The organism is Proteus genomosp. 6 (assembly GCF_040139785.1).
In the GTDB taxonomy this organism is placed as follows: Bacteria; Pseudomonadota; Gammaproteobacteria; order Enterobacterales; family Enterobacteriaceae; genus Proteus.
The window spans coordinates 1-25,548 of the sequence record NZ_JBEEVJ010000002.1 but is presented as its reverse complement, the minus strand read 5'-3'; the positions used below and the strand labels follow the sequence as shown (position 1 = coordinate 25,548).

24 protein-coding genes are annotated in these 25,548 nt (G+C 40.0%); 17 read left to right on the top strand and 7 right to left on the bottom strand.

The features are described from left to right. The first annotated feature begins 79 nt into the window (after positions 1–79). The 14 genes from uppS (at position 80) to tilS (ending at position 17,180) form a co-directional block, all read left to right on the top strand. Positions 80–781, top strand: a complete 702-nt coding sequence (uppS, locus tag ABN212_RS02705) for a polyprenyl diphosphate synthase (RefSeq protein WP_232797595.1) — start codon at positions 80–82, stop codon at positions 779–781. 1 nt (position 782) lies between these two features. Next, a complete protein-coding gene (gene cdsA / locus ABN212_RS02700; protein WP_198620934.1) occupies positions 783–1,646 on the top strand; it encodes a phosphatidate cytidylyltransferase in 864 nt (287 codons plus the stop codon). Between the two features lie 9 nt (positions 1,647–1,655). After that, positions 1,656–3,008 carry a sigma E protease regulator RseP gene (gene rseP, locus ABN212_RS02695; RefSeq protein ID WP_349442836.1) on the top strand — a complete coding sequence of 451 codons (1,353 nt, stop codon included), beginning with the start codon at positions 1,656–1,658 and terminating at the stop codon, positions 3,006–3,008. Between the two features lie 39 nt (positions 3,009–3,047). Beyond that, positions 3,048–5,441 (top strand): outer membrane protein assembly factor BamA, encoded by a 2,394-nt coding sequence (bamA, locus tag ABN212_RS02690; protein WP_109373120.1) that lies wholly within the window; start codon positions 3,048–3,050, stop codon positions 5,439–5,441. Between the two features lie 92 nt (positions 5,442–5,533). Beyond that, positions 5,534–6,031: an OmpH family outer membrane protein gene (locus tag ABN212_RS02685; RefSeq protein ID WP_036934019.1), complete on the top strand. Its 498-nt coding sequence runs from the start codon at positions 5,534–5,536 to the stop codon at positions 6,029–6,031. 3 nt (positions 6,032–6,034) lie between these two features. Next, entirely contained in the window at positions 6,035–7,063 is a 1,029-nt protein-coding gene (lpxD, locus tag ABN212_RS02680) for a UDP-3-O-(3-hydroxymyristoyl)glucosamine N-acyltransferase (protein WP_109373121.1), read from the top strand. A gap of 123 nt (positions 7,064–7,186) precedes the next feature. After that, a complete protein-coding gene (gene fabZ, locus ABN212_RS02675) occupies positions 7,187–7,639 on the top strand; it encodes a 3-hydroxyacyl-ACP dehydratase FabZ (RefSeq protein WP_006535887.1) in 453 nt (150 codons plus the stop codon). A 3-nt stretch (positions 7,640–7,642) separates the two neighbouring features. Continuing rightward, positions 7,643–8,446, top strand: a complete 804-nt coding sequence (gene lpxA, locus ABN212_RS02670) for an acyl-ACP--UDP-N-acetylglucosamine O-acyltransferase (RefSeq protein ID WP_088494703.1) — start codon at positions 7,643–7,645, stop codon at positions 8,444–8,446. Between the two features lie 7 nt (positions 8,447–8,453). Next, positions 8,454–9,626: a lipid-A-disaccharide synthase gene (lpxB, locus tag ABN212_RS02665; protein WP_349442835.1), complete on the top strand. Its 1,173-nt coding sequence runs from the start codon at positions 8,454–8,456 to the stop codon at positions 9,624–9,626. After that, positions 9,626–10,216 carry a ribonuclease HII gene (gene rnhB, locus ABN212_RS02660; protein WP_006535883.1) on the top strand — a complete coding sequence of 197 codons (591 nt, stop codon included), beginning with the start codon at positions 9,626–9,628 and terminating at the stop codon, positions 10,214–10,216. Before lpxB ends, rnhB begins: the two co-directional genes overlap by 1 nt. A 21-nt stretch (positions 10,217–10,237) precedes the next feature. Continuing rightward, positions 10,238–13,720, top strand: coding sequence for a DNA polymerase III subunit alpha (gene dnaE / locus ABN212_RS02655; protein ID WP_198620932.1), 3,483 nt, complete (start codon positions 10,238–10,240; stop codon positions 13,718–13,720). A 12-nt stretch (positions 13,721–13,732) separates the two neighbouring features. Beyond that, positions 13,733–14,692 (top strand): acetyl-CoA carboxylase carboxyl transferase subunit alpha, encoded by a 960-nt coding sequence (accA, locus tag ABN212_RS02650; protein WP_109373124.1) that lies wholly within the window; start codon positions 13,733–13,735, stop codon positions 14,690–14,692. Positions 14,693–14,932: 240 nt separating this feature from the next. Next, positions 14,933–15,676 carry an SDR family NAD(P)-dependent oxidoreductase gene (locus ABN212_RS02645; RefSeq protein WP_349442834.1) on the top strand — a complete coding sequence of 248 codons (744 nt, stop codon included), beginning with the start codon at positions 14,933–14,935 and terminating at the stop codon, positions 15,674–15,676. Between the two features lie 172 nt (positions 15,677–15,848). Continuing rightward, positions 15,849–17,180 (top strand): tRNA lysidine(34) synthetase TilS, encoded by a 1,332-nt coding sequence (tilS, locus tag ABN212_RS02640; protein WP_349442832.1) that lies wholly within the window; start codon positions 15,849–15,851, stop codon positions 17,178–17,180. A 33-nt stretch (positions 17,181–17,213) separates the two neighbouring features. On the opposite strand, the gene rof is transcribed toward tilS, so the two are convergent. Then, positions 17,214–17,474, bottom strand: coding sequence for a Rho-binding antiterminator (gene rof, locus ABN212_RS02635; protein ID WP_109373127.1), 261 nt, complete (start codon positions 17,472–17,474; stop codon positions 17,214–17,216). A gap of 262 nt (positions 17,475–17,736) precedes the next feature. Here rof and nlpE point away from each other — a divergent pair, with 262 nt between their 5' ends. After that, positions 17,737–18,417, top strand: coding sequence for an envelope stress response activation lipoprotein NlpE (gene nlpE, locus ABN212_RS02630; RefSeq protein WP_160230640.1), 681 nt, complete (start codon positions 17,737–17,739; stop codon positions 18,415–18,417). An 89-nt stretch (positions 18,418–18,506) separates the two neighbouring features. On the opposite strand, the gene proS is transcribed toward nlpE, so the two are convergent. From proS to metN, 6 genes are all read right to left on the bottom strand, one after another. Continuing rightward, a complete protein-coding gene (proS, locus tag ABN212_RS02625; RefSeq protein ID WP_198620929.1) occupies positions 18,507–20,222 on the bottom strand; it encodes a proline--tRNA ligase in 1,716 nt (571 codons plus the stop codon). A 479-nt stretch (positions 20,223–20,701) separates the two neighbouring features. Beyond that, entirely contained in the window at positions 20,702–21,409 is a 708-nt protein-coding gene (tsaA, locus tag ABN212_RS02620) for a tRNA (N6-threonylcarbamoyladenosine(37)-N6)-methyltransferase TrmO (protein WP_349442830.1), read from the bottom strand. Continuing rightward, on the bottom strand, positions 21,406–21,816 hold the full coding sequence (gene rcsF, locus ABN212_RS02615) for an Rcs stress response system protein RcsF (protein WP_109373131.1): 411 nt from the start codon (positions 21,814–21,816) through the stop codon (positions 21,406–21,408). The genes tsaA and rcsF overlap by 4 nt, the downstream gene beginning before the upstream one ends. A 130-nt stretch (positions 21,817–21,946) precedes the next feature. Then, complete coding sequence (locus ABN212_RS02610; RefSeq protein ID WP_109373132.1) at positions 21,947–22,762, bottom strand: MetQ/NlpA family lipoprotein; 816 nt, start codon at positions 22,760–22,762, stop codon at positions 21,947–21,949. Positions 22,763–22,828: 66 nt separating this feature from the next. Further along, positions 22,829–23,482: a methionine ABC transporter permease MetI gene (locus ABN212_RS02605; protein ID WP_109373133.1), complete on the bottom strand. Its 654-nt coding sequence runs from the start codon at positions 23,480–23,482 to the stop codon at positions 22,829–22,831. Then, positions 23,475–24,506 (bottom strand): methionine ABC transporter ATP-binding protein MetN, encoded by a 1,032-nt coding sequence (metN, locus tag ABN212_RS02600; RefSeq protein ID WP_099074391.1) that lies wholly within the window; start codon positions 24,504–24,506, stop codon positions 23,475–23,477. The genes ABN212_RS02605 and metN overlap by 8 nt, the downstream gene beginning before the upstream one ends. Before the next feature lie 192 nt (positions 24,507–24,698). Between metN and gmhB the strand changes: the two genes are divergently transcribed. Continuing rightward, positions 24,699–25,265 carry a D-glycero-beta-D-manno-heptose 1,7-bisphosphate 7-phosphatase gene (gene gmhB, locus ABN212_RS02595; protein WP_109373134.1) on the top strand — a complete coding sequence of 189 codons (567 nt, stop codon included), beginning with the start codon at positions 24,699–24,701 and terminating at the stop codon, positions 25,263–25,265. An 86-nt stretch (positions 25,266–25,351) separates the two neighbouring features. Beyond that, on the top strand, positions 25,352–25,548 hold a 197-nt coding region (locus tag ABN212_RS02590; RefSeq protein ID WP_349442829.1), incomplete at its 3' end, for a hypothetical protein.

Sequence of the window (25,548 nt, the reverse complement as noted above, 5' to 3'; positions counted from 1 at the left end):
GATTAGCAAAGGGTTAAATTGAGTGAACTTATCCAGTGATGATTCATCCGCATCAAAACCAAAGCATGTTGCTATCATTATGGATGGCAATGGACGCTGGGCAAAAAAGCAAGGGAAGCTCCGAGTAACGGGGCATCGCGCGGGAATTAAAGCAGTTCGGGATGCAGTTAGCTTTTCCGTAAAACACAAAATTGAATCGCTAACGTTATATGCATTTAGTAGCGAAAACTGGAATAGACCAGAGCAGGAAGTGAGTTCTCTCATGGAGTTATTCGTTTTCGCTTTAGATAACGAAGTGAAGAGCCTGCATAAACATAATGTTAAATTAACGGTTATTGGTGATATTAGCCGTTTTAGCCGTCGTTTACAGGACCGAATTAAAAGTTCTGAGGCACTCACTGCGAATAATACAGGGCTTAATTTAAATATTGCGGCTAATTATGGCGGTCGGTGGGATATTACTCAAAGCGTAAAACAATTAGCGACATCCCTCGCAAAAGGGGAAATTAGTCTCGAAGATATTAATGAAAATGCAATATCTTCACATCTTTGCTTGCATAATCAGCCTGAAGTCGATCTTGTTATTCGTACAGGTGGTGAGCATCGTATAAGTAATTTTCTTATTTGGCAGATTGCTTATGCTGAGCTTTATTTTACACAGGTTTTATGGCCTGATTTTGATGAACAAGTTTTTCAGAATGCATTAGATGCTTTTGCTAAACGGGAAAGACGTTTCGGTGGTACTACATCAGAAACAGATACTATAAATCTGGGAGGATAACTTGCTTAAGTATCGTGTCATCACCGCATTAATTTTAATCCCTATTGTTATTGCTGCACTATTTCTACTTCCTCCAGCAGGTTTTGGATTAGTGATTATCGCAATATCAGGCTTAGCGGGTTGGGAATGGGCACAATTTATTGGCTGGCATTCTCAAGGCAAACGTATTGCAACAGGGATCGGTTTTGCTGCATTGTTACTCGTTATGCAGTTTTCTTTACCTAATTTTGACCACCTACTAGACACTCCAATGATAAAAAATGGTTTGTGGGCGGGTTTAATTTGGTGGGTAGCAGCAATTTTATTAGTTGTAAGTTATCCTAATTCAGCCAATATGTGGAAAAATTCAGTTTTTATTAAGCTATTGTTCGGTATATTGACGATTGTTCCCTTTTATTGTGGCATGATGGCGCTGCGTATGCTGGGTTATAACACTGACACTTATACAGGCGCATGGTGGTTACTGTATGTCATGTTATTAGTTTGGGCTGCTGACTCTGGAGCTTATGCTTTCGGACGTTTAATTGGAAAACATAAAATGGCGCCTAAAGTATCCCCAGGTAAAACCCTCGAAGGGTTAGTTGGTGGGTTGATTACGGCAGGTGTTGCATCGTGGTTATTTACTTATTTTGCACCTGTGACTGAAGTACCCAATAACTTGTTATTAATATCTGGCGTTGTCGTCATAGTATCGGTATTTGGTGATCTAGCAGAAAGCATGTTTAAACGTGTTGCAGGCATTAAAGACAGTAGCCAATTGATACCGGGACATGGTGGTGTGCTTGATAGAATTGATAGTTTGACTGCGGCTATCCCAGTCTTTGCAGGATTGGTCTTTCTGATTTCTTCTGGCTTTAAACTATAAAGGTAAGTAATGGGTATCCTGTGGAATCTTGCCGCATTTATTATCGTTTTAGGTATTTTAATTACGGTACATGAGTTTGGACATTTTTGGGTAGCTAGGCGCTGTGGTATTTATGTCGAGCGTTTTTCTATTGGTTTTGGAAAAGCAATTTGGCGCAAAATAGATAAACATGGCACTGAATTTGTTATCGCATGGATACCTTTGGGTGGCTATGTAAAAATGTTAGATGAAAGAGTCGCTGAGGTTGCACCTGAGCGCCGTCATCTTGCATTTAATAATAAAACAGTTGGTCAGCGTGCTGCGGTTGTTGCCGCAGGACCTATTGCCAACTTTTTGTTAGCGATTGTCGCCTATTGGATAGTTTTTATGATAGGTGTTCCTGCATTAAAACCTATAATTGCAGACATTCGTCCGAATTCTATCGCAGAACGAGCAAAATTAACGCCTGGAATGGAACTAAAATCCGTTGCAGGTATCGAAACGCCTGATCAGAATGCAGTTCGTTTAGCGTTAGTTAGTCAAATTGGTGCCAAAGAGGTTTCATTCGTTGTTTCAGATCTAAATTCTCTTTCTGAGAGTGAGAATATACTGAATTTACAACAATGGAATTTTGATCCTGAAAAACAAGATCCTATCTTGTCCCTAGGGATAATGCCTGTTGGCGCAAGGTTAGACTCAAAGATTATTGAAGTTACGGAAGGCTCCGCTGCTGAAAAAGCGGGTTTACAGGCAGGGGATCGTATCGTTAAAGTTGACGGTCAGCCAATTGATACATGGCATCCATTTACTTATTTTGTTCGACAAAGTCCAAATAAAGTCTTGGAGCTTCTTGTTGAACGTAACGGCTCGTCGTTGATGTTGAATATTACACCGACAGCTGTTGCACTGAAAGATGGTACTGAAGTAGGGCAAGTTGGTGCGCAATTGCAAATATTACCTCCTGATGAGCAATATTTGATAATGCAGCAATACAACCCATTTTCAGCGCTCTATGAAGCATCTGATAAAACATGGCAGTTGATGGGTTTAACTGTCAAAATGATTGGCAAGTTAGTGGTTGGTGACGTCAAATTAACTAACCTTAGTGGACCTGTTTCTATCGCGAAAGGCGCAGGAATGTCTGCTGATTCTGGTTTTGTTTATTATTTGATGTTTATGGCGCTTATCAGTGTCAATTTGGGGATCATTAACTTGTTTCCCCTGCCTGTCCTAGATGGCGGGCACCTGCTTTTCCTGGTTATCGAGAAGATAAAGGGAGGGCCGGTATCTGAGCGTGTACAAGATTTCTGTTATCGTATTGGTATTATGGCACTGATGCTTTTAATGGGACTTGCACTTTTCAATGATTTCTCTCGCTTATAATTGGTAAGCAGGGACCGGTTAGGAAAACACAAAACAACGATGGCGATGAAAAAGTTGCTTATAGCGTCGCTGCTGCTGGGCAGCGCCACTGCATACGGTTCAGACGGATTCGTAGTTCAGGACATTCAATTTGAAGGTCTTCAACGCGTCGCCGTTGGTGCAGCATTACTGAACATGCCTGTCCGAGTTGGAGACTCGGTCGGTAATGATGATATCAGCCGAACTATCCGTTCATTATTTGCGACAGGGAACTTTGATGATGTTCGTGTCCTGCGTGACGGAAATACACTGATTGTTCAAGTAAAAGAGCGTCCAACTATTGCCAGCATTACTTTCTCTGGTAACAAAGCAATCAAGGAAGAGATGCTAAAACAGAATCTTGATGCTTCTAACATTCGTATCGGTGAAACACTTGACCGCACAATGCTAGCGAATATCGAGAAAGGGCTTGAAGATTTCTATTATAGTGTTGGTAAATATAATGCAACTGTAAAAGTGGTTGTTACACCTCTTCCTCGTAATCGTGTTGACTTAAAACTCGTGTTTGCAGAGGGTGTTTCAGCAACTATTCAGCAAATCAACATTGTTGGTAATAAAGCATTTTCTACTGCTGAGCTCGTTAACCGTTTCCAATTACGTGATGATGTTCCTTGGTGGAACTTAGCGGCTGATGAAAAATATCAGAAGCAAAAACTGGCTGGTGACTTAGAAACATTAAGAAGCTTCTATCTTGATCGTGGTTATGCACGTTTTGATATTGAATCGACGAATGTCAGTTTAACGCCAGACAAAAAGGGAATTTACATTACCATTAACCTGAAAGAAGGTGATAAATACACAGTAGAAAATACTGAAGTCAATGGTAATACGGCGGGCTACACTAAACAAATTGAAGAGCTTATCGAAATTGCACCTGGTTCTCTTTATAATGGCGCGCAAGTCACTAAAACAGAAAATGATATTAAAAATCTGTTAGGTCGTTATGGATATGCTTATCCTCGCGTTATGACAAACCCTGAAATTAATGATGAAAATAAAACCGTGAAACTGCATGTAAACGTAGATGCAGGAAACCGTTTCTATGTTCGTCAAGTCCGTTTCGCTGGTAATGACATCACTAAAGACTCTGTTTTACGTCGTGAAATGCGTCAAATGGAAGGTGCATGGTTAGGTAGCGATTTAGTTGAACAAGGTAAAGAGCGTTTAAATCGTTTAGGTTATTTCGAAACGGTTGAAACAGAAACTCAGCGTATTCCAGGTTCTCCTGATCAGGTTGATATCGTTTATCGTGTCAAAGAGCGTAACACAGGCTCTCTTAACTTTGGTGTCGGTTTCGGTACTGAAAGTGGCGTGAGCTTCCAAGTAGGTGTTACTCAAGATAACTGGTTAGGTACAGGTAACGCAGTTGCTATTAACGCGAGTAAAAATGATTACTCAACTTACGCAGAATTATCTGTGACTGACCCATACTTTACCGTTAATGGTGTGAGTTTAGGCGGTCGAGTTTTCTATAATGACTTCCGCGCTAATGATGCTGATTTATCTGGTTATACCAATAAATCTTATGGTGTAGATGGTACATTAGGCTTCCCAATTAATGAATATAACTCAGCACGTCTTGGCTTAGGCTATACTCATAATGGTCTGTCACGTATGGAACCGCAGGTTGCAATGTGGCGTTACCTAGAAAGTATGGGTGAAAATCCAGGCTTTGATAAACGTGAATCGTTTAATGCTGATGACTATACTGTCAGTATGGGGTGGACATTTAATAACTTAAACAAAGGTTTCTTCCCAACATCAGGTGCGAGAAGTAACTTAAGTGGACGTGTGACTGTACCAGGCTCTGACAACAAGTACTATAAAGTCACTTGGGACGGTATGTACTATTACCCAATTAATGAGAAAGAGTCTTGGGTAACCTTACTTAAAGGTCGTTTAGGCTACGGTGATGGTTTAGGTGGTAAAGAATTACCATTCTATGAAAACTTCTATGCAGGTGGTTCGGGTACAGTTCGTGGTTTCCGTTCAAATAATATCGGGCCTAAAGCGGTTTACCTTGATGCAAATGGTAAGCCAAAACCAGGTGAGCCATCTAGCGATGCTATCGGTGGTAACGCAATGGCTGTGGCAAGTTTTGAGCTGATCACTCCAACGCCATTTGTAGATGATAAATACTCATCTTCAGTCAGAACCTCTCTGTTTGTTGATGCAGGTACGGTGTGGGATACTAAGTGGAGTAGCACTAACTCAGCTTGGACAGCAGGTATGCCTGATTATAGCCGTGCAAGTGATATACGTGTTTCAACCGGTGTTGCGTTACAATGGTTATCTCCTTTAGGTCCGTTAGTATTCTCTTATGCTAAGCCAATAAAAGATTACGAAGGCGATAAATCAGAGCAATTCCAGTTTAATATTGGTAGAACGTGGTAGCGATGTAAGTAAAGTTGATGCCTGATTCACAATGCTGAAAAAGGCATCCGATTTCTGACAAAAAATTATTTTTGGTTTTAAGGAGTTTAATCGTGAAAAAATTGTTATGTGCCGCTGCCCTAGGAATGGCATTGACCATGTCAGCAGGTGTTCAAGCCGCAGATAAAGTAGGTGTTGTGAACATCGGTCAAGTTCTCCAACAAATTCCTAACCGTGATGCGGTAGAGAAACAATTGGAAAATGAATTCAAATCACGTGACACTGAATTGCAGAACTTAGGTAAAGCATTACAGACAGCTGTTGAGAAATATCAAAAAGACGCGCCAACTATGAATGCAACACAACGTGCAAATACAGAGAAAGATCTGGTTGCTAAACGTGAAGCATATGCACAAAAAGCACAAGCTTTTGAGCAAGACTTTAGCCGTCGTCAAGCTGAAGAACGTAACAAAATCATGAAACGTGTATTAGACGCTGTTGATGCAGTAGCGAAGAAAGAAGGCTATGATGTGATCCTTGATGCTAACACTGTACCTTATTTCGCAGATGGTAAAGATATTACTGCTCAGGTTCAAAAACAGGTTAAATAATAGATGTTTTCAATTCGATTAGCTGATCTTGCTCAGCAGTTGAATGCACAGTTACACGGCGATGGTGATATCACTATCGCCGGTCTTGCTTCAATGAGCCTAGCAAATAGCGAACAAATTACATTTCTTTCCGATAGTCGCTATCGTGAAAAATTAAGTGAATGTCAGGCTGCTGCTGTTGTATTAACAGAAGCTGATCTTCCGTTTTGTCCCGTTGCCGCACTTGTGGTGAAAAACCCGTATCTTGCCTATGCTCAAATGGCACAGATAATGGATACAACACCGCAGCCAGCACAAGATATCCATCCAAGTGCTGTTATTTCTCCTGACGCTAAGTTAGGAAAAAATGTATCAGTGGGTGCAAATGCCGTTATCGAATCTGATGTTATCCTTGGTGATAATGTTGTGATTGGTGCCGGTTGTTTTGTGGGTAAAAAAGCACATATTGGCGATAATAGCCGTTTATGGGCAAATGTATCTATTTATCATGAAGTTATCATTGGTAAAGATTGTTTGGTTCAGTCAGGTACTGTGATTGGTTCAGATGGTTTTGGTTATGCTAATGAACGTGGTAATTGGATCAAAATTCCACAATTAGGTTCAGTAGTGATTGGTGATCGCGTTGAAATCGGTGCATGTACTACAATCGACCGAGGCGCATTAGATAACACAGTTATCGGTAATGGTGTTATCATTGATAACCAGTGCCAAATCGCACATAACGTTATTATTGGTGATAATACCGCAGTTGCTGGTGGTGTCATCATGGCGGGTAGCCTAAAAATAGGCCGCTATTGTATGATTGGTGGAGCAAGTGTTATCAATGGTCACATGGAAATCTGTGATAAAGTCACGGTAACAGGTATGGGAATGGTAATGCGTCCTATCACTGAGCCGGGTGTTTATTCTTCAGGAATTCCGCTGCAATCGAATAAAGCATGGCGTAAAACCGCAGCTCTTGTGTTGCGAATTGATGAAATGCAAAAAAGGCTCAAGTCGCTTGAACGTCAAGTAGAAAGTAGCGACAAGTAACAATATACGTCATTGACGAATGTTACCCATTTTGCGACCTGCGGGTTAACTCACTTTTTGAGTCACAGCAGGTCGTGTCATTATTAATTAGACTCAGTTTTATTAGACAGGAAGAGTATTGCAATGAGTGAGAATCATACTCTGCAAATCGAAGAAATTTTAGATTTACTTCCACACCGTTACCCATTCTTATTGGTTGATCGTGTCCTTGATTTTGAAGAAAAGAAATTTCTAAGAGCAGTAAAAAATGTATCTTTTAATGAGCCTTTCTTTCAAGGTCACTTTCCAGGAAAACCAATTTTTCCGGGCGTACTGATCCTCGAAGCCATGGCACAGGCAACGGGTATTTTAGCATTCAAAAGCGTAGGAAAGCTGGAACCTGGTGAACTCTACTATTTTGCTGCTATTGACGGTGCTCGCTTTAAACGTCCTGTCTTACCTGGGGATCAAATGATCCTAGAGGTAGAATTCATTAAAGAACGTCGTGGTGTTGCTCGCTTTAAAGGCGTCGCTAAAGTTGATGGGGAAATTGCTTGCGAAGCTGAAATGATGTGTGCTCGCCGCCGTGAGGTCTAGCCTATGATAGATAAATCCGCAGTAATTCACCCTTCCTCAATTATTGAAGAGGGTGCGGTAATCGGTGCTAATGTTCGCATTGGCCCTTTTTGTGTCATTGGTGCTAACGTTGAGATTGGTGAAGGTACTGACATCAAATCTCATGTTGTTATCAATGGGCACACACGCATTGGCCGAGATAATCAGATTTATCAATTCACTTCTATCGGTGAAGTTAATCAGGATCTGAAATATCGTGGTGAACCAACGCAAGTCATTATTGGTGATCGAAACCTTATTCGTGAAAGTGTGACTATCCACCGTGGAACAACCCAAGGTGGCAATATCACAAAAATTGGTAACGATAATCTACTGATGATTAATACCCACGTCGCACATGATTGTATCATTGGTGATCGTTGTATTATTGCAAATAACGGCACACTGGGTGGTCACGTCACTTTAGGTGATTTTGTGATTATCGGTGGTATGAGCGCCGTTCATCAGTTTTGCCAAATTGGCTCTCATGTGATGGTCGGTGGATGTTCAGGCGTGGCACAAGACGTTCCTCCTTTTGTTATTGCACAAGGAAACCACGCGACGCCTTATGGGCTGAATATTGAAGGATTAAAGCGCAGAGGTTTTGCTAAAGAAGATCTTCATGCAATTCGTAATGCTTACAAAGTACTTTACCGTAATGGTAAAACACTGGAAGAAGCGCGTGAAGAAATTGGACAATTGGTTGCTGATAATAATAATCCGCATGTCAAACTGTTCAGTGATTTTCTGGAGAACTCAGCAAAATCTAACCGCGGTATCATTCGCTAATTAGGATATGACCTTGTCAGGCCAATTATCTACTACTCAGTGTCCGTTAGTTATCGGCTTAGTTGCTGGTGAAACGTCCGGTGATATCTTGGGCGCGGGATTAATCCGCGCTCTAAAACAAATGCATCCCAATGTTCGCTTTGTCGGCGTTGCTGGACCTCTTATGCAAGCTGAAGGTTGTGAAGCTTGGTATGAGATGGAAGAGCTTGCCGTCATGGGGATCGTTGAAGTTCTCGAACGATTACCTCGCTTATTAAAGATCAGAAAAGATCTCACTCAACGATTCTCAGAATTAAAACCAGATGTTTTCGTGGGGATTGACGCACCTGATTTTAATATCACTCTTGAAGGTCGTTTAAAGCAAAAAGGGATCAAAACTATTCACTATGTCAGTCCATCTGTGTGGGCTTGGCGTCAAAAACGTGTTTTCAAAATTGGTAAAGCGACAGATCTCGTCTTAGCTTTTCTGCCTTTTGAAAAAGCGTTTTATGATAAGTATCAGGTTCCTTGTCGTTTTATTGGTCATACAATGGCTGATGCCATAGCCTTAAATCCAGATAAAAAGGCTGCTCGTGAACATCTAGGGATATCTGAAGAAATCCCTTGTCTAGCACTGCTTCCTGGTAGTCGTCATGCTGAAGTTGAAATGCTAAGTGCTGATTTTATAAAAACAGCACAGTTACTAAAACAGCAAATCCCCTCTCTTCATATTGTTGTGCCATTAGTTAATGCTAAGCGACGAGCCCAATTTGAACAGATACATCAAAATGTGGCACCAGAACTTGAAATACAACTTCTTGATGGGCAAGCAAGAGAAGCAATGACAGCGAGCGATGCAACATTGTTAGCATCAGGCACAGCTGCATTAGAATGCATGTTAACGAAATGCCCGATGGTTGTTGGCTATCGCATGAAACCATTTACTTTCTGGTTAGCAAAAAGGTTAGTTAAAACGCCTTATGTCTCGTTACCTAATTTGTTAGCTGGCCGAGAAATTATCAAAGAATTATTGCAAGAAGAGTGCGAACCCTCAGCGTTAGCACAACAACTTTTACCTCTTTTAACCGATGAAGAAAAAGTACGTCAATTAAAAGAGATATTTTTACAGCTACATAGTGACATTCGTTGTAATGCGGATGAGCAAGCAGCAAATGCAGTATTAGAATTGGTAGAAAAATAATGGAATTTGTATATCCAAAAGCAAATCTTATTGCTGGAGTTGATGAGGTTGGTCGAGGCCCATTAGTCGGTGCAGTAGTTACCGCTGCTGTTATTCTTGATCCAGCAAATCCAATTGAAGGATTAACAGACTCCAAAAAGCTAACAGAAAAAAAGCGTAATGCTCTTTATGACGAAATAAAAGAAAAAGCATTATGCTGGGCGATAGGCCGTGCAGAGCCAGAAGAAATTGATGAATTAAATATTCTTTGGGCAACCATGAAAGCAATGGAACGTGCTGTTGCGGGATTATCAATAACACCTGATATGGTCTTAATTGATGGTAATCGTTGCCCTAAATTACCAATGGCCTCTCAAGCGGTTATAAAAGGTGATAGTTTAGTTCAAGAAATTAGTGCAGCTTCTATTCTTGCTAAAGTGACTCGTGATAGAGAAATGGAAGAGTTAGATAAGCTTTACCCTGATTATGGTTTTGCTAAACATAAAGGGTATCCAACTGTTTTCCATATGGAAAAACTAGCCTTATTAGGGGCAACACCCTATCATCGAAAAAGTTTTGCGCCTGTAAAACGTGCTTTAAATTTAAAGTAATCCACAGAGTAATTAAACACTATGGCAGATCCTCGTTTTATCCATCTTAGGGTACACAGCGATTATTCAATGATCGATGGATTGGCAAAAACAGGGCCTCTTGTGAAGAAAGTGGCTTCGCTGGGAATGCCTGCTTTTGCGATTACTGATTTCACTAACTTATGTGGGTTAGTGAAATTTTATGGTGCTGCACATGGTGCTGGCATTAAACCTATCATTGGTGCTGATGTTTACCTTGAAACAGAATTATTAGGTGATGAATATGCTCATCTTACTATTCTTGCCCGTAATAATGTAGGCTACCAAAACCTCACTTTATTGATTTCAGAAGCTTACAAACACGGTTATGGTGCTGTTGGACCGACGATTAAACAAGAGTGGTTAACAACCTACAAAGAAGGGCTCTTGTTGCTTTCTGGCGGTAGAATGGGGGATGTGGGTAAGTTCCTACTTCGCGGAAATCGCGCTTTAGTTGATCAGTGCCTTGAATATTATCAAACTCATTTTCCCGATAGTTATTATCTAGAGCTTATTCGTACAGGCCGTACTGATGAGGAAACTTATCTTCATGAAGCAGTAGCACTGGCTTCTGAAAAAGGTCTGCCCGTCGTTGCAACCAATGATGTCTGTTTTCTCGACAGTGATGATTTTGACGCACATGAAATTCGTGTCGCAATTCATGACGGTTTTACGTTATCTGATCCCAAACGTCCTAAGAATTATAGTCCTCAGCAATATATGCGCACAGAAGAAGAAATGTGTGAATTATTTGCTGATATACCTGAAGCATTAGAAAACAGTGTTGAAATCGCTAAACGCTGTAATGTCACGATCCGCTTAGGGGAATACTTTCTTCCACAATTCCCAACAGGGGATATGAGCACAGAAGATTTCCTCGTCAAAAAATCGAAAGAAGGTTTAGAAGAACGCTTAGCCTTTTTATTTCCCGATCCTGAAGAGCGACAAAAAAGACGCCCTGAATATGATGAGCGTCTTGATATTGAGCTGCAAGTGATTAACCAAATGGGATTCCCTGGTTACTTCCTGATCGTGATGGAATTTATTCAGTGGTCTAAAGATAACGGTGTTCCTGTAGGACCAGGGCGTGGTTCTGGTGCTGGTTCATTAGTCGCTTACTCACTCAAAATCACTGACCTTGATCCTCTTGAATTCGACTTACTTTTCGAACGTTTTCTTAACCCAGAACGTGTATCGATGCCAGACTTTGACGTCGATTTCTGTATGGAAAAACGCGATAGAGTTATCGACCACGTTGCTGAAATGTATGGTCGAGATGCGGTATCTCAGATCATTACATTTGGTACGATGGCGGCGAAAGCCGTTATTCGCGATGTTGGCCGTGTTTTAGGACACCCTTACGGTTTTGTTGATAGAATTTCAAAACTCGTTCCTCCTGATCCAGGTATGACGCTGGAAAAAGCGTTTGCAGCCGAGCCTCAATTACCAGAAATTTATGAAGCCGACGAAGAGGTTAAATCTCTTATTGATATGGCTCGTAAATTAGAAGGTGTGACGCGTAATGCAGGTAAACACGCGGGTGGTGTCGTTATTTCACCAACGAAAATCACCGATTTTGCGCCACTTTATTGTGATGCTGAGGGAAATAACCCCGTTACACAATTTGATAAGAACGACGTTGAATACGCGGGTCTTGTTAAATTCGACTTCTTAGGTTTAAGAACACTAACCATCATTAACTGGGCATTAGAGATGATTAATGCCCGACGAGCTAAAAAATCTCTCGAACCTGTTGATATTTCGGCGATCCCATTAACGGATCAGCGCAGTTTTGACATGTTGCAGCGTTCAGAAACGACCGCGGTATTCCAGTTGGAATCTCGTGGTATGAAAGATCTCATCAAACGCCTACGTCCTGACTGTTTTGAAGATATGATTGCACTTGTTGCCCTATTTCGTCCGGGGCCATTGCAATCAGGCATGGTAGATAACTTTATTGACCGTAAACACGGTGTTGAAGAGATCTCATATCCTGATGTTAAGTGGCAACATGAAAGCTTACAGCCCGTTCTAGAACCAACCTATGGTGTTATCCTATACCAAGAACAAGTTATGCAAATTGCACAGGTTCTTGCGGGATATACGCTAGGTGGCGCGGATATGTTACGACGCGCAATGGGTAAGAAAAAACCTGAAGAAATGGCAAAGCAACGCTCTGTTTTTGAAGAGGGTGCTATTAAAAACGGTGTCGATGGTGAGCTTGCCATGAGGATCTTTGACTTGGTGGAGAAATTCGCCGGTTATGGATTTAACAAATCACACTCAGCAGCGTATGCATTAGTTTCTTATCAAACATTGTGGCTAAAAGCCCACTATCCAGCTGAATTTATGGCTGCTGTAATGACGGCTGATATGGATAACACTGAAAAAGTGGTGGGATTGGTTGATGAATGTTGGAGAATGGGCTTAAAGGTTCTTCCTCCTGATATTAATAGTGGTCTTTATCATTTCCACGTAAATGATGAAGGCGAAATCGTTTATGGTATTGGTGCCATTAAAGGTGTGGGTGAAGGGCCAATTGAAGCGATTGTAGAGGCGCGTCAGCAAGGCGGTCACTTTAAAGATATTTTTGATCTCTGTGCTAGAACAGAAACCAAAAAATTGAATCGCCGAGTGATGGAAAAACTGATAATGTCAGGCGCATTCGATAAGCTGGGACCTCATCGTGCTGCTTTAATGTCTTCATTAGAAGATGCATTAAAAGCCGCAGACCAACATGCCAAGGCTGAAGCAATAGGCCAATCGGATATGTTTGGTGTGTTAGCTGAAGCGCCTGAACAAGTTGAGCGTTCTTATGCCAATATACCTAAATGGCCAGACCAAGTCGTTTTAGAAGGTGAGCGAGAGACGTTAGGTTTATATTTAACAGGTCATCCGATCACACGTTATTTAAAAGAAATTGAACGATATGCGGCAGGAACGCGTCTAAAAGATTTAGTACCAACACCTCGTGGTCAAATGGTGAAGGTAGCAGGCTTAGTACTTGCTTCTAAAGTATTTACAACGAAACGTGGAAATCGGATCGGCGTTTGTACCTTAGATGATCGTTCAGGTCGCTTAGAAATTATGTTATTTTCTGATGCATTGGATAAATACCAACATTTATTAGAACAAGACAAGATTTTAATTGCTACTGGGCAGGTCAGCTTTGATGATTTCAATGGTGGGCTTAAAATGACAGTCCGCGAACTTATGGATATCAACGAAGCCCGTGAAAAATATGCACGAGGACTTGCTATCTCATTATCAGACAGGCAAATTAATGAGCAATTATTAAATCGTCTTCGCGGCGTTTTAGAACCTCATCGTTCAGGCACGATACCGGTTCATCTTTATTTTGAAAAGCATGATGCCTGCGCACGTTTACGATTTGGCGCGACTTGGCGTGTAACGCCAACAGATATGCTTTTAACGGATCTGCGAACTCTGCTGGGTAATGAGCAGGTAGAATTAGAATTTGACTAAAATAGGAATGTTATGAGTCTTAATTTTCTGGATTTTGAACAGCCAATTGCCGAGTTAGAAGCGAAAATTGATTCGCTAACCGCAGTTAGCCAACATGATGAAAAAATTGATATTAATATCGATGAAGAAGTTTCACGCTTAAGAGAAAAAAGCCTAGAGCTAACGCGTAAGATTTTTTCTGATCTTGGTGCATGGCAAGTAGCACAACTTGCACGTCATCCATTAAGACCTTACACACTGGATTATATTCATCGTATCTTTACTGACTTCCAAGAATTAGCAGGCGACCGTGCTTATGCTGATGATAAAGCCATTGTTGGTGGTATCGCTCGTTTAGATGGTCGTCCAGTGATGGTTATTGGGCACCAAAAAGGGCGTGAAACGAAAGAGAAAATCCGCCGTAACTTTGGTATGCCAGCGCCAGAAGGCTATCGCAAAGCGCTTCGTTTAATGGAAATGGCGCAACGTTTTAATCTTCCTATTATCACTTTTATTGATACTCCAGGTGCTTATCCTGGTGTTGGTGCTGAAGAGCGCGGTCAATCAGAAGCGATTGCACGTAACTTACGTGAAATGTCACGCTTTGGCGTGCCAATCATCTGTACTGTTATTGGCGAAGGTGGTTCTGGTGGTGCACTGGCCATTGGTGTTGGTGATAAAGTGAATATGCTGCAATACAGCACCTATTCTGTTATTTCACCAGAAGGTTGTGCATCTATCCTTTGGAAAAGTGCTGATAAAGCACCATTAGCCGCAGAAGCGATGGGTATCACTGCAAATCGTTTAAAAGAGCTTAAGCTGATTGATACAGTTATTCCTGAGCCTTTAGGTGGCGCACATCGTCACTATGATGAAATTGCAGCGTCTTTAAAAGCACAAATCAAAGCTGATTTAGACGAGTTAGATGCATTTGAATCAGAAGAGCTAACAAACCGTCGCTACCAACGTTTAATGGAATACGGTTACTGCTAATAGCACCACGTTATTCAAAAAGTAAAAGAAAACCTCATGTTTGATAACATGAGGTTTTTTTGTCTCTAAAAACTATCCTCATTGAGATAATAAAATGAGGTTATATTCACTATAATGCATTATATATCAATGTGTTAAGTTGATCTCAAAAACAATATTAATTCACTTTTTTACTAAAAGAATAATCAACCCTATCTATTATTTTATAGGGTCATTTACTTCTTTTGTGAGGAAAAAGCGATGATATCGTTTAATGGTAAGGTTGGGATAATTACAGGTGGTAATAGCGGGATTGGATTAGCTTCTGCGGAAAAGTTTCTATCTTTAGGCGCATCTGTTGTTATCACTGGCAGTAATTTAACCCGAGGACAAAAAGCAGAAAAATACCTAAAAGAAAAAGGGCTTTCGGGTGAATTTATACAAATGGATGTGAAAAGTGAAAAAGAGAACGAACAACTTATTGATTATGTAGTAAATAAATATGGGCGACTGGATTTCATCTTTGCTAATGCTGGTATTTTAACTGATAACATCGCAGATAAATTAGAATATGAAAAATGGAAAGGAGTATTAGACGTTAATCTTAATGGGCTCTTTCTGATTAATCGTGCAACTATTCAATATTGGCTGAAAAACAAACTATCAGGTGCAATTGTTAATTGTAGCTCGATTTGCTCTTTTGTTGGTCAACACGAGTTTCCTGCCTATTGTGCATCAAAAGGTGGTGTTAAATTACTGACACAAACACTTGCTATTGATTATGCAAGCAAAGGTATTCGTATTAATGCGGTTTGTCCAGGTTATATTGATACACCTTTATTAGAAGGGCGTGAACTAGATAAGCAAAAGTTGGCGACATTGCACCCGATTGGTCGTCTTGGTACGCCAGAAGAAGTGGCTAATGTTGTAGCATTTTTGGCTAGTGACGCAGCTTCGTTTGTCACTGGAGCCTCTTATTTGGTCGATGGTGGTTTTACAGCATAAATAGCTTTTGTTCAAAGGCAGAATAATCAATATTCTGCTTTCTTTGGCTCTTTCTATGAGCCATTCAAGATCCTTGGATATGGTATTAATTGCAGGAATGCTTTGTATTCGTGCAAAATCAGCTAGAAAAGCTTAACATAATCATCTGAATTCACAGATAAATGATAATGCTATGGAACTGGAAAACTGTTCACTTCTTGAAGAAATCAAACAACAGATTGATCCTTACACTAAAATTTTGGTGGGTTTTAGTGGTGGGGTAGATTCAACAGTTTTATTGCATGGGCTTGTTCGTTTGCGTGATGAATTCCAGTTACCTTTAGAATTAACAGCTATCTATATTCATCATGGATTAAATATCAAAGCAGATGATTGGCTTGCCCACTGTAAACAATATTGTCAGAAATGGCGTGTCGATTTTATCAGTGAAAAAGTGAATGTAGACCCTAAAGAAGGCGGTCTTGAGAATGGTGCAAGAGAGGCGCGTTATCAAGCTTTTCGCCGATATTTACAGCCACAACAAGTATTAGTGACTGCTCAACACCAAGATGATCAAGCTGAAACTTTTTTACTGGCTTTAAAGCGAGGCAGTGGCCCTGCTGGATTGTCTTCAATGCCTGCCAAGATGGTGTTTGAGAATGGTTATTTACTTCGACCATTACTTAATATTACTCGTGAGCAAATCGAGTCCTATGCGACAGAGCAACGATTAATTTGGATAGAAGACGATAGTAATCAAGATGATCGTTATGATCGCAATTTTTTACGATTGCGTGTTATGCCCTTACTAGCTCAACGTTGGCCTCATTTTTCACAAGCGGTAACTAGAAGTGCTGCATTGTGTGGTGAACAAGAAGCACTACTAGACGAATTATTAGACTCTGAACTTAATAGTTTAATGGACAGTGAACACAGCTTAGATATTAATCAACTTGCCCATTGTAGTGTTATAAAGCGCAATGCTTTACTGAGGCGCTGGTTTGCTAAACACAATAAAACCATGCCTTCAAGACAACAAATATTACGACTATGGCAAGAAGTGGCTTTAGCCAAAGCGGATGCTGAACCTAGATTACAATTTTATCAAGATGAAGTCAGACGTTATAAACAGCGCCTTTATCTAGTTCCAATCATTAAAGAGCCTGCTGAGCATGCTATTGAGTGGTCGCTCAATGAGCCTTTATGTTTACCTAATGGATTAGGTGCTCTATCACTCGTAGCCGAAACTGGAAAAAACACTGTCAGAAAGCCTTCGAGTGATGAAAAAGTCACTGTGCGTTTTGGTTTAACACAAGCATCTTTACGTATTGTAGGGCGAGAGCATGCTCGACATAGTAAAAAGATTTGGCAAGAGCTTGAAGTTGCACCTTGGCGTAGAACCCGGATCCCTTTGATTTATTATAATGATACGTTAATTGCAGCTATTGACACATTTGTTACTTTTGAGGGAAAAGCAACATCAGAACACGCTATTACTATTGAGTGGCGAAAGGCTCATGAATGAACAACCGCCAGTTGGCGGTTGTTCTTTATTCGGTTATTCCGATTTTATAACAATTGTCCCAAGTTCGGGATTAGAAAAGCTGGCAATAACATCCAGTCGTAAATCTTTAGAGCCTTCAGACGTTTTGACTTTTAGGTATTCAACTTTCTTGCTTAAGAAAAGGTCATCCGCAACACCTTCAATAAGCTCACCATCATGCAGTTCAATATGGAGCGCTAAACCACGCTGGCATGCTAACTCCAGATACTCATAATCATCACAGTTAATTGGTTGATATTCTGTATTTGTTGACATATTCCCTCACCACTCTTTCGTGGCGGTGTTGCCGCCAGTGAATAATTCAGAATAAAATCATTATGCTGTTATTCGATGTGAGCACAATAGTTATTATAATAATTTTCTGAAATAGTTCTTTATTCGAAGTGATTTGAGAAATAATTAACAATTATGGGTGCATTTATCTTAAAGCTTGTTTTATTGCCCCCTTTTATTTTAAAAAATGTTAGAATCATATAGAGAATGATTTATTAAAAAGTACCCAGAATGTAGGGAGTCGATGATGGGGAAAAAATTTTTATTTGCAGCCGTTGCTGCTGGGTTATTTATACTGTCAGGTTGCCAAAATAATATTGGCTTATCACTTGATGGAAAAATTGTAGACCAAACTTACAACAGTATTCTGCCTTGTGCCGATTGCTCTGGCATCGACACGACAATTCTTGTTAATCAAGATGGCTCTTATGTTATGGAGCAAAGCTATCAAGGTTCACCTGATGATAAACGTAGTTTCTTTGAATCAGGAACATGGGTATTAGGTAAAGATAAGCTGACATTGACTAATAGTTATGGTGAGAAGAGCTATTATTTACCTCGTGAAGATAAATTAGTCATGCTTGATATTGATGGCAATGTTATTAATTCAGAACTAAATTATACTTTAGCTAAGGTTCAACCTAAACAGCTTGCCGGCGAGTTCACTTATTTTGCTGATGCAGGTACGTTTAAAGATTGCCAATCAGGGCGTGTTTACGCAGCCAGTGGTATTGAATTGGAAAAAGGCTATTTCTCAACGGGTGTTGAGGGTGGAACACCTGTTTACCTCGAAGTAAATGGTTATTACAGTATTCGTCCTTCAATGGAAGACGGTCAATATGACCGAGCTTTAGTTGTTGCAGATGAAAAACCTCGTTTTAATCGTCATGGTTCTTGTGGAAATCATCGTGGTAGCAGAAGCTAAGTTTTAGTTATTCTATTCCTAATAAAAAACCCGCTTTTGCGGGTTTTTTGTTGCTCAATGAAGCCTCTTATCGTCAAGAGGCTTAATGATTAAGCGAGTTGCTCTTTGATAAAGGCAACAACATCATCAACATTGACTAGTGATTTATCATCACTACGACGTGCTTTATATTCGATTTGATTGTTATCGAGGTTACGATCACCAATCACGATCGTGTGTGGAATACCGATAAGTTCCATATCAGCAAACATTACACCCGGACGTTCTTTACGATCATCAAACAGAACATCAATACCTTGAGCACGTAATTCGTCATAAAGTTTGTCAGCGACTTCTTTAACACGATAAGAACGATGCATATTCATTGGTAAAATAGCAACTTGGAATGGTGCAATCGCATCTGGCCAAATAATACCGCGAGCATCATGATTTTGTTCAATAGCGGCAGCAACAATACGAGTTACACCGATACCATAGCAGCCCATAGTAACGATTTGGTTATGACCTTCTTCGTTTTGTACGGTTGCTTTTAATGCTTCTGAATATTTTGTGCCAAGTTGGAAGATATGACCAACTTCAATACCACGTTTGATTAGTAATGTTCCTTTACCGTCAGGGCTTGGATCGCCTTCAACAACATTACGGATGTCTGCAATTTCAGCAACAGGTAGGTCACGCTCCCAGTTGATACCAAAATAGTGTTTACCATCAACGTTTGCACCTGCACCGAAATCACTCATCACAGAAACAGAACGATCCATAATAACAGGTAGTGGCAGATTAACTGGGCCTAATGAACCTGGACCTGCATTTACAGCTTGGCGAATCTCAGCTTCAGTAGCGAAAGTTAAAGGTGCTGCAACGATAGCGCATTTTTCTGCTTTAACTTCATTAAGTTCGTGATCGCCACGGACTAATAATGCAACTAATGGGTGACCACTCTCTTTTGTACCATGAACAATCAGTGTCTTAACTGTTTTTTCAATTGGTAGATTGAATTGTTCAACTAATTCAGCAATTGTTTTAGCGTTTGGTGTATCCACTAAACGTAATTCTTCAGTTGCAGCAGCTCGTGGAGTTGCAGGCATTACTGCTTCTGCTAATTCGATATTGGCTGCATAGTCAGAGCCAGTTGAGAAGACGATGTCATCTTCACCGCTGTCTGCTAAAACTTGGAATTCATGAGAGGCATTGCCACCGATAGAGCCTGTATCTGCAAGTACTGGACGGAAATCTAAACCAATACGTGAGAAAATTTTGCTGTAAGCTTCATACATTCTGTCGTAAGTCTCTTGTAAAGACTCTTGAGAGATATGGAAAGAGTAAGCATCTTTCATGATAAATTCACGAGAACGCATAACACCAAAACGAGGGCGTACTTCGTCGCGGAATTTAGTTTGAATTTGATATAAGTTCAGTGGAAGTTGTTTGTAAGAGGTAATTTCATTACGAACAATATCAGTAACAACTTCTTCATGAGTTGGGCCTAAAACGAATGGGCGCTCACCTCTATCTGAAAAACGCAGTAATTCAGGGCCATACTGTTCCCAACGACCACTTTCTAGCCATAAGTCAGCGGGTTGAACAACGGGCATTGAAATCTCAAGAGATCCTGCGTTGTCCATCTCTTCACGAACAATTTTTTCAATTTTTCTTAGAACACGAACCCCTGTCGGCATCCAATCATAAAGACCAGAAGCGAGTTTACGGATCATGCCTGCGCGAAGCATAAGTTGATGGCTGACAATTTCTGCATCAGCAGGTGTCTCTTTTAAAGTAGAGAGCAAATAGTGGCTAGTACGCATTATTAGGTTCCATTAGAACAAAAATACTTAGGCTGACTGTCACGCCAGTCTATATCAATATAATTAGAGAAAGACTCTAGAGCGTGTTGATCTTTGCTGCTTATTTTTACAGCAAAAGAAATTTATAAAACAAGCAACATATTCAACTATTTTGGGTTTGGGCATTGATTGATATTAACAATGACCACTTAAAAATAAAAACAGCCCTACGGGTTCGATTAAAAGACGTTTCACTCATTTTATTCTGCATTGAGAGGCGCTAGCTTAGTTCACTAGGCGGCGAGCCCCTCTCCTTGCCTAAAATGCTTTTAATTCGAATAAAAATCGACCATCAAAGGTCAACACGCTCTAGTCTACCAGTGACTTAGGTCTGCCAAAAGGGGCAAAGCATTTTTTTCAATCTGATTTGTCTAAAGACATGAGAATGACTCTCAGATTAGATTATTCATGATAGCAATATCAATGAAGATAATAGCAAGTTACCGCGGTTCTACACTAAGAACAAGTGTCTGTTGTCCATTGACTTGCCAGCGAACATTGAATTCGAGTAAGTGTACTGCATAAATTCTATCACTTTGTTCTCCCTTTTTATAAGCAGGACGAGGATCTTGCTGTAATACTTGGGTAATAAAGCGTGAAAGATGAGGGTATTCACTTGCATAGTGTTGCAGTTGTTCGGATGCAATCTGTGAAAAGAAAACTGGCATTTCGTTATTAGGGGCTTCTTGTGCAAACCCTGCAATCGCATTTGGACGAGATTCTGCAAACGGTAAATAAGGTTTGATATCAAGAATAGGAGTGCCATCCACTAAATCGAGACTGCCTAATTCTAAAATAACAGACTGATTTTCGGTATTTACTTTTTTTAATTCAACTAACGACATACCAATTGGATTAGGACGAAAGGTTGAACGGGTGGCGAAAACGCCAATCTTTGCGTTTCCACCCAATCTCGGTGGGCGAACCAAAGGATGCCAACCTTGTTGTGCTGTTTGGTGAAAAATAAACAGTAACCAAAGGTGGCTAAATTGTTCTAAACCTCTGACTGCATCGGGGTGATTATAAGGGGTATGTAGAATAAGTTGACCGCCGCCATCCTGGACTAATCCAGGTTGGCGTGGAACGGCAAATTTTTCTTTATAAGGGCTTGAAATATACCCTATAGGATTCATTTGGTAGGTGTTCATTTTGTAATGAGTAGGGCTGTGCCTTCACAAATGGCGGATTGATAGCAACCTAAGCCTGTGACAATTTGGCATTCATGCAATAAAACGGCATTCGCATTTTTGTAAGCCGCTTTTGTTGCCATTCTTTTTTTAGCAATAGGTAAGCTTGCTGGTGGGTCTTGTAATGTTTGACGACAAGACTCGCCAGCGACAATACCGAGATCTTTAAAAGGTGCACCTAAAAGGTCTTCTGTTTTTTCAACAATACGCACTGAAGGTAAAGTTTGTGACCTCGGTTTTTGTGGTTGTCCTGGTTTATTTAAACGCATATCCGTAAATTTAGACTGATCAACATCAGATGATTTTTGCATTGAACAGCCTGTCATAAACAGCGCCATGATGCCAAGAAGTAGCAAGCGCATGTGCATGGGTTATATCCTCTTTATTATTGTCTATACAAAAATTAAACGGCACTAATTTAATGCAAATTAGCCAAGTAAAAAAGAGAAAGGCGAACAAATGTCCGCCTTTTTTATAATTAAGTTAAATTTTAACGTATTACCAGCCTTTTACAGCACCGCCGTTAAAGATTTTATTTGCAGCACTATCAACTTCATCAGTTTGGTAAGCTTGAATAAATTTCTTCACATTCTCACTGTCTTTATTATCTTCGCGAGCAACAATGATATTTACATATGGAGATTCTTTGTCTTCAACAAAAATACCGTCTTTTGCTGGTGTTAAGTTTACTTGGCTTGCATAAGTGGTATTGATTACCGCCAAATAGATTTTTTGATCATCTAATGAACGTGGTAATTGAGGTGCTTCTAATTCTACTAATTTTAGATTTTTAGGATTTTCAATAATATCTAAAGAAGTCGGTAATAAGCCTACACCATCTTTTAATTTAATTAATCCCACTTTTTCTAATAACAGCAGTGAACGACCTAAGTTAGTTGGATCGTTAGGGATAGCCACTTGAGCGCCATCAGGTAAATCAGCTAAATCAGTAATTTTTTTAGAGTAACCCGCGATAGGGTAAATAAACGTATTTCCTACTGCAGTAATCTTGAAATTACGATCTTTAATTTGTTGATCCAAATAAGGCTTGTGTTGGAATGCATTAAGATCGATATCACCACGACTTAATGATTCATTAGGCATTACGAAGTCATTGAAAGTAACGAGTTCTACATCAAGACCATATTTATCTTTAGCAACTTGTTTTGCTACTTCTGCAACTTGTTGTTCAGAGCCAGAAATAACACCAACACGAATATGGTTTGGATCTTTTTCTTTTTCACCACAACCAGCTAATACTAATGCGCCAACTAAAGCACTTACGACTGCGAGCGATTTAAATTTCAATGACATACATTTACCCTTATTTGATCTGTTAATTAAAAGGTTTCGATTTAATAATTGAAACCTTCAATCTAATTATTTATGTGTTGTCAGCTTCACTAAGCGATCGCCGAAAAACTGAATGATAAAAACAAGAATAACGAGTAGAACAATCACAATATTCATTACAGTTGCATTATAGCCAACGTAACCATATTGATAGCCAATTTGACCTAAACCACCTGCACCAACAGCACCACCCATCGCTGAGTAACCCACTAATGTAATTAGTGTAATGGTTGCAGCATTAATCAAGCCTGGTAAAGATTCTGGTAATAAAATTTTCTTAATAATTTGCATTGGTGTTGCACCCATAGAACGAGATGCTTCAATTAATCCTTGTGGGATTTCCAATAGCGTATTTTCGACCATACGAGCAATAAAAGGTGCTGCGGCAACAGTTAATGGCACGATGGCTGCTTGCAAGCCAATAGATGTTCCTACAATCAAGCGAGTAAAAGGGATCATCCATACTAGTAAGATAATAAAAGGGATAGCCCTAAAAATATTCACAAGTGCTGAGATAACACGATAGGCAGGTGGATTTGCCATAATTTGTTCAGGACGAGTGACATAAAGTAAAACACCAAGTGGTAGCCCGATGACAAAACCAAAGAAGCCTGAAACGAAGGTCATGACTAAGGTTTCCCAGATCCCACTAATTAATAAATAAACCATTCCTTCAGACATAACCGAGAACCTCTACTTTCACATGATGCTCTTCTAAAAACGCAATCGACTTTTCAGTATTACCATTCTTACCGTGTAGCTCAGCTAACATCACGCCAAACTTCACACCACCGGCATAGTCCATTTGTGAACTTAAGATATTAATATCTGCGTCAAAACGACGAGCAACGATGGACATTAATGGTGCATCAACGGATTGACCGTTAAATTCAAGTTTCAATAATGGGAACAAACCTTCTTCCCACTCTGGTTTCATACGTTCTTTGTAATCTTCAGGAATATCCAATTGTAGTGTTGATTGGATAAAAGCCTGAGAAACAGGTGTTTTTGGATGAGAGAAAACTTCACTCACTGCATCACTTTCAACTAATTCACCACCACTTATTACTGCGACTTGATCACAAATGCGTTTTACAACGTCCATTTCATGAGTGATTAATAAAATGGTGAGGCCTAAACGACGGTTAATGTCTTTCAGCAATTCTAAAATAGAACGTGTTGTTGCTGGATCAAGTGCGCTGGTGGCTTCATCACACAACAAAACGTTGGGTGAATTTGCTAATGCACGCGCTATTGCAACACGTTGCTTTTGTCCACCAGATAAGTTTGCTGGGTAATACTCTTTCTTATCTGATAAACCAACTAATTCAAGTAATTCATTAACACGTTTATTAATCTCAGCGCGAGGTGTGTTATCAAGTTCTAATGGCAGTGCCACATTATCAAATACGGTACGTGAAGACAGTAAGTTGAAATGTTGGAAAATCATGCCAATACCACGACGTGCTTTCGTTAATTCTTTATCAGATAACTTTGTGAGATCACGCCCATCAACAAGCACTTCACCTGAAGTGGGTTTTTCTAACATATTCACACAACGTATAAGTGTACTTTTACCCGCACCTGACGATCCGATAACACCAAAAATCTGCCCTTGTGGCACATGCAGGTTAATATTTGATAGCGCTTGTATAGAACGCTCTCCCTGCTTAAATACTTTGTTTATATTCGTCAGTTTAATCATGTTTTTCTTTATATAAGTAGATATGGGACATAAAGACTATTCTGCCCGAGTTAAAATAGATGTTAAGGCGTCTAGACGGCTAAGTCAATAAAAAAGAGTTGAAGACTAATAAAGAAAGAAAGCCGTGGATATCATTCTCTATATAAGAAAAAACATGCGATACTAATAAAAATATCTAAATGGAGTAATGCTGTGAGCAAGGGGATTTCTGCGATTTTCTTAGATCGCGATGGAACTATTAATATAGACCATGGTTATGTGTCTGAAATTGATAACTTTGAATTTATCGATGGCGTGATTGAGGCAATGGCTGAATTAAAAGCTATGGGATATGCCTTGGTACTAGTGACTAATCAATCGGGCATTGGGCGTGGCTACTATAGTGAAGATCAATTTTTACACCTAACAGAGTGGATGGATTGGTCTTTGGCAGATAGAGGTGTTGATTTAGATGGTATCTATTATTGTCCTCATCATCCTGACGCCACTGTAGAAGAATATAAGAAAGAATGTGATTGTCGCAAACCAGCCTCAGGTATGTTTATGGATGCAAAAGCACAATTAAACATCGATATGGCTTCTTCTTATATGGTTGGCGATAAAAAAGAAGATATGTTGGCAGCAAAAACTGCGGGAGTGGGTCATAAAATTCTTGTTCGCACTGGAAAAGAGATAACTGAAGAGGCACAACAGTGTGCAGATTTTGTTCTCGATAGCCTTGCAGACTTGCCAAAATGGCTAAAAAGCCACAAAAAATAGGCACTTCGTTTAATTTACCAACAAACGAACATTTTTTTTAAAAAAACTATTGCCAGCCTCAGAAAACTCCCTATAATGCGTCCTCGTTGTCACGGCACAGGGCGCTAAGCGAACTGACTGAGAGAACGAAGAAAAAAGTGAAAAGCCTTGAAAATAAACGCTTGACACTGAATGAGGAAGATGTAGAATGCACCTCCTCGCAACAACGCAGAAGACCGGAAACGGCAGCGAATGTTGCACTGCTCTTTAACAAATTATCAGACAATCTGTGTGGGCACTCGCA

What these genes read in the sequence shown, in the direction of transcription:
- uppS (WP_232797595.1), top strand. Translation starts at nt 80, where the DNA reads ATGGATGGCAATGGACGCTGGGCAAAAAAGCAAGGGAAGCTCCGAGTA.
- rseP (WP_349442836.1), top strand. Translation starts at nt 1,656, where the DNA reads ATGGGTATCCTGTGGAATCTTGCCGCATTTATTATCGTTTTAGGTATT.
- bamA (WP_109373120.1), top strand. Translation starts at nt 3,048, where the DNA reads ATGGCGATGAAAAAGTTGCTTATAGCGTCGCTGCTGCTGGGCAGCGCC.
- lpxD (WP_109373121.1), top strand. Translation starts at nt 6,035, where the DNA reads ATGTTTTCAATTCGATTAGCTGATCTTGCTCAGCAGTTGAATGCACAG.
- fabZ (WP_006535887.1), top strand. Translation starts at nt 7,187, where the DNA reads ATGAGTGAGAATCATACTCTGCAAATCGAAGAAATTTTAGATTTACTT.
- lpxA (WP_088494703.1), top strand. Translation starts at nt 7,643, where the DNA reads ATGATAGATAAATCCGCAGTAATTCACCCTTCCTCAATTATTGAAGAG.
- lpxB (WP_349442835.1), top strand. Translation starts at nt 8,454, where the DNA reads ATGACCTTGTCAGGCCAATTATCTACTACTCAGTGTCCGTTAGTTATC.
- rnhB (WP_006535883.1), top strand. Translation starts at nt 9,626, where the DNA reads ATGGAATTTGTATATCCAAAAGCAAATCTTATTGCTGGAGTTGATGAG.
- dnaE (WP_198620932.1), top strand. Translation starts at nt 10,238, where the DNA reads ATGGCAGATCCTCGTTTTATCCATCTTAGGGTACACAGCGATTATTCA.
- accA (WP_109373124.1), top strand. Translation starts at nt 13,733, where the DNA reads ATGAGTCTTAATTTTCTGGATTTTGAACAGCCAATTGCCGAGTTAGAA.
- ABN212_RS02645 (WP_349442834.1), top strand. Translation starts at nt 14,933, where the DNA reads ATGATATCGTTTAATGGTAAGGTTGGGATAATTACAGGTGGTAATAGC.
- tilS (WP_349442832.1), top strand. Translation starts at nt 15,849, where the DNA reads ATGGAACTGGAAAACTGTTCACTTCTTGAAGAAATCAAACAACAGATT.
- rof (WP_109373127.1), bottom strand. Translation starts at nt 17,474, where the DNA reads ATGTCAACAAATACAGAATATCAACCAATTAACTGTGATGATTATGAG.
- nlpE (WP_160230640.1), top strand. Translation starts at nt 17,737, where the DNA reads ATGATGGGGAAAAAATTTTTATTTGCAGCCGTTGCTGCTGGGTTATTT.
- proS (WP_198620929.1), bottom strand. Translation starts at nt 20,222, where the DNA reads ATGCGTACTAGCCACTATTTGCTCTCTACTTTAAAAGAGACACCTGCT.
- tsaA (WP_349442830.1), bottom strand. Translation starts at nt 21,409, where the DNA reads ATGAACACCTACCAAATGAATCCTATAGGGTATATTTCAAGCCCTTAT.
- rcsF (WP_109373131.1), bottom strand. Translation starts at nt 21,816, where the DNA reads ATGCACATGCGCTTGCTACTTCTTGGCATCATGGCGCTGTTTATGACA.
- ABN212_RS02610 (WP_109373132.1), bottom strand. Translation starts at nt 22,762, where the DNA reads ATGTCATTGAAATTTAAATCGCTCGCAGTCGTAAGTGCTTTAGTTGGC.
- ABN212_RS02605 (WP_109373133.1), bottom strand. Translation starts at nt 23,482, where the DNA reads ATGTCTGAAGGAATGGTTTATTTATTAATTAGTGGGATCTGGGAAACC.
- metN (WP_099074391.1), bottom strand. Translation starts at nt 24,506, where the DNA reads ATGATTAAACTGACGAATATAAACAAAGTATTTAAGCAGGGAGAGCGT.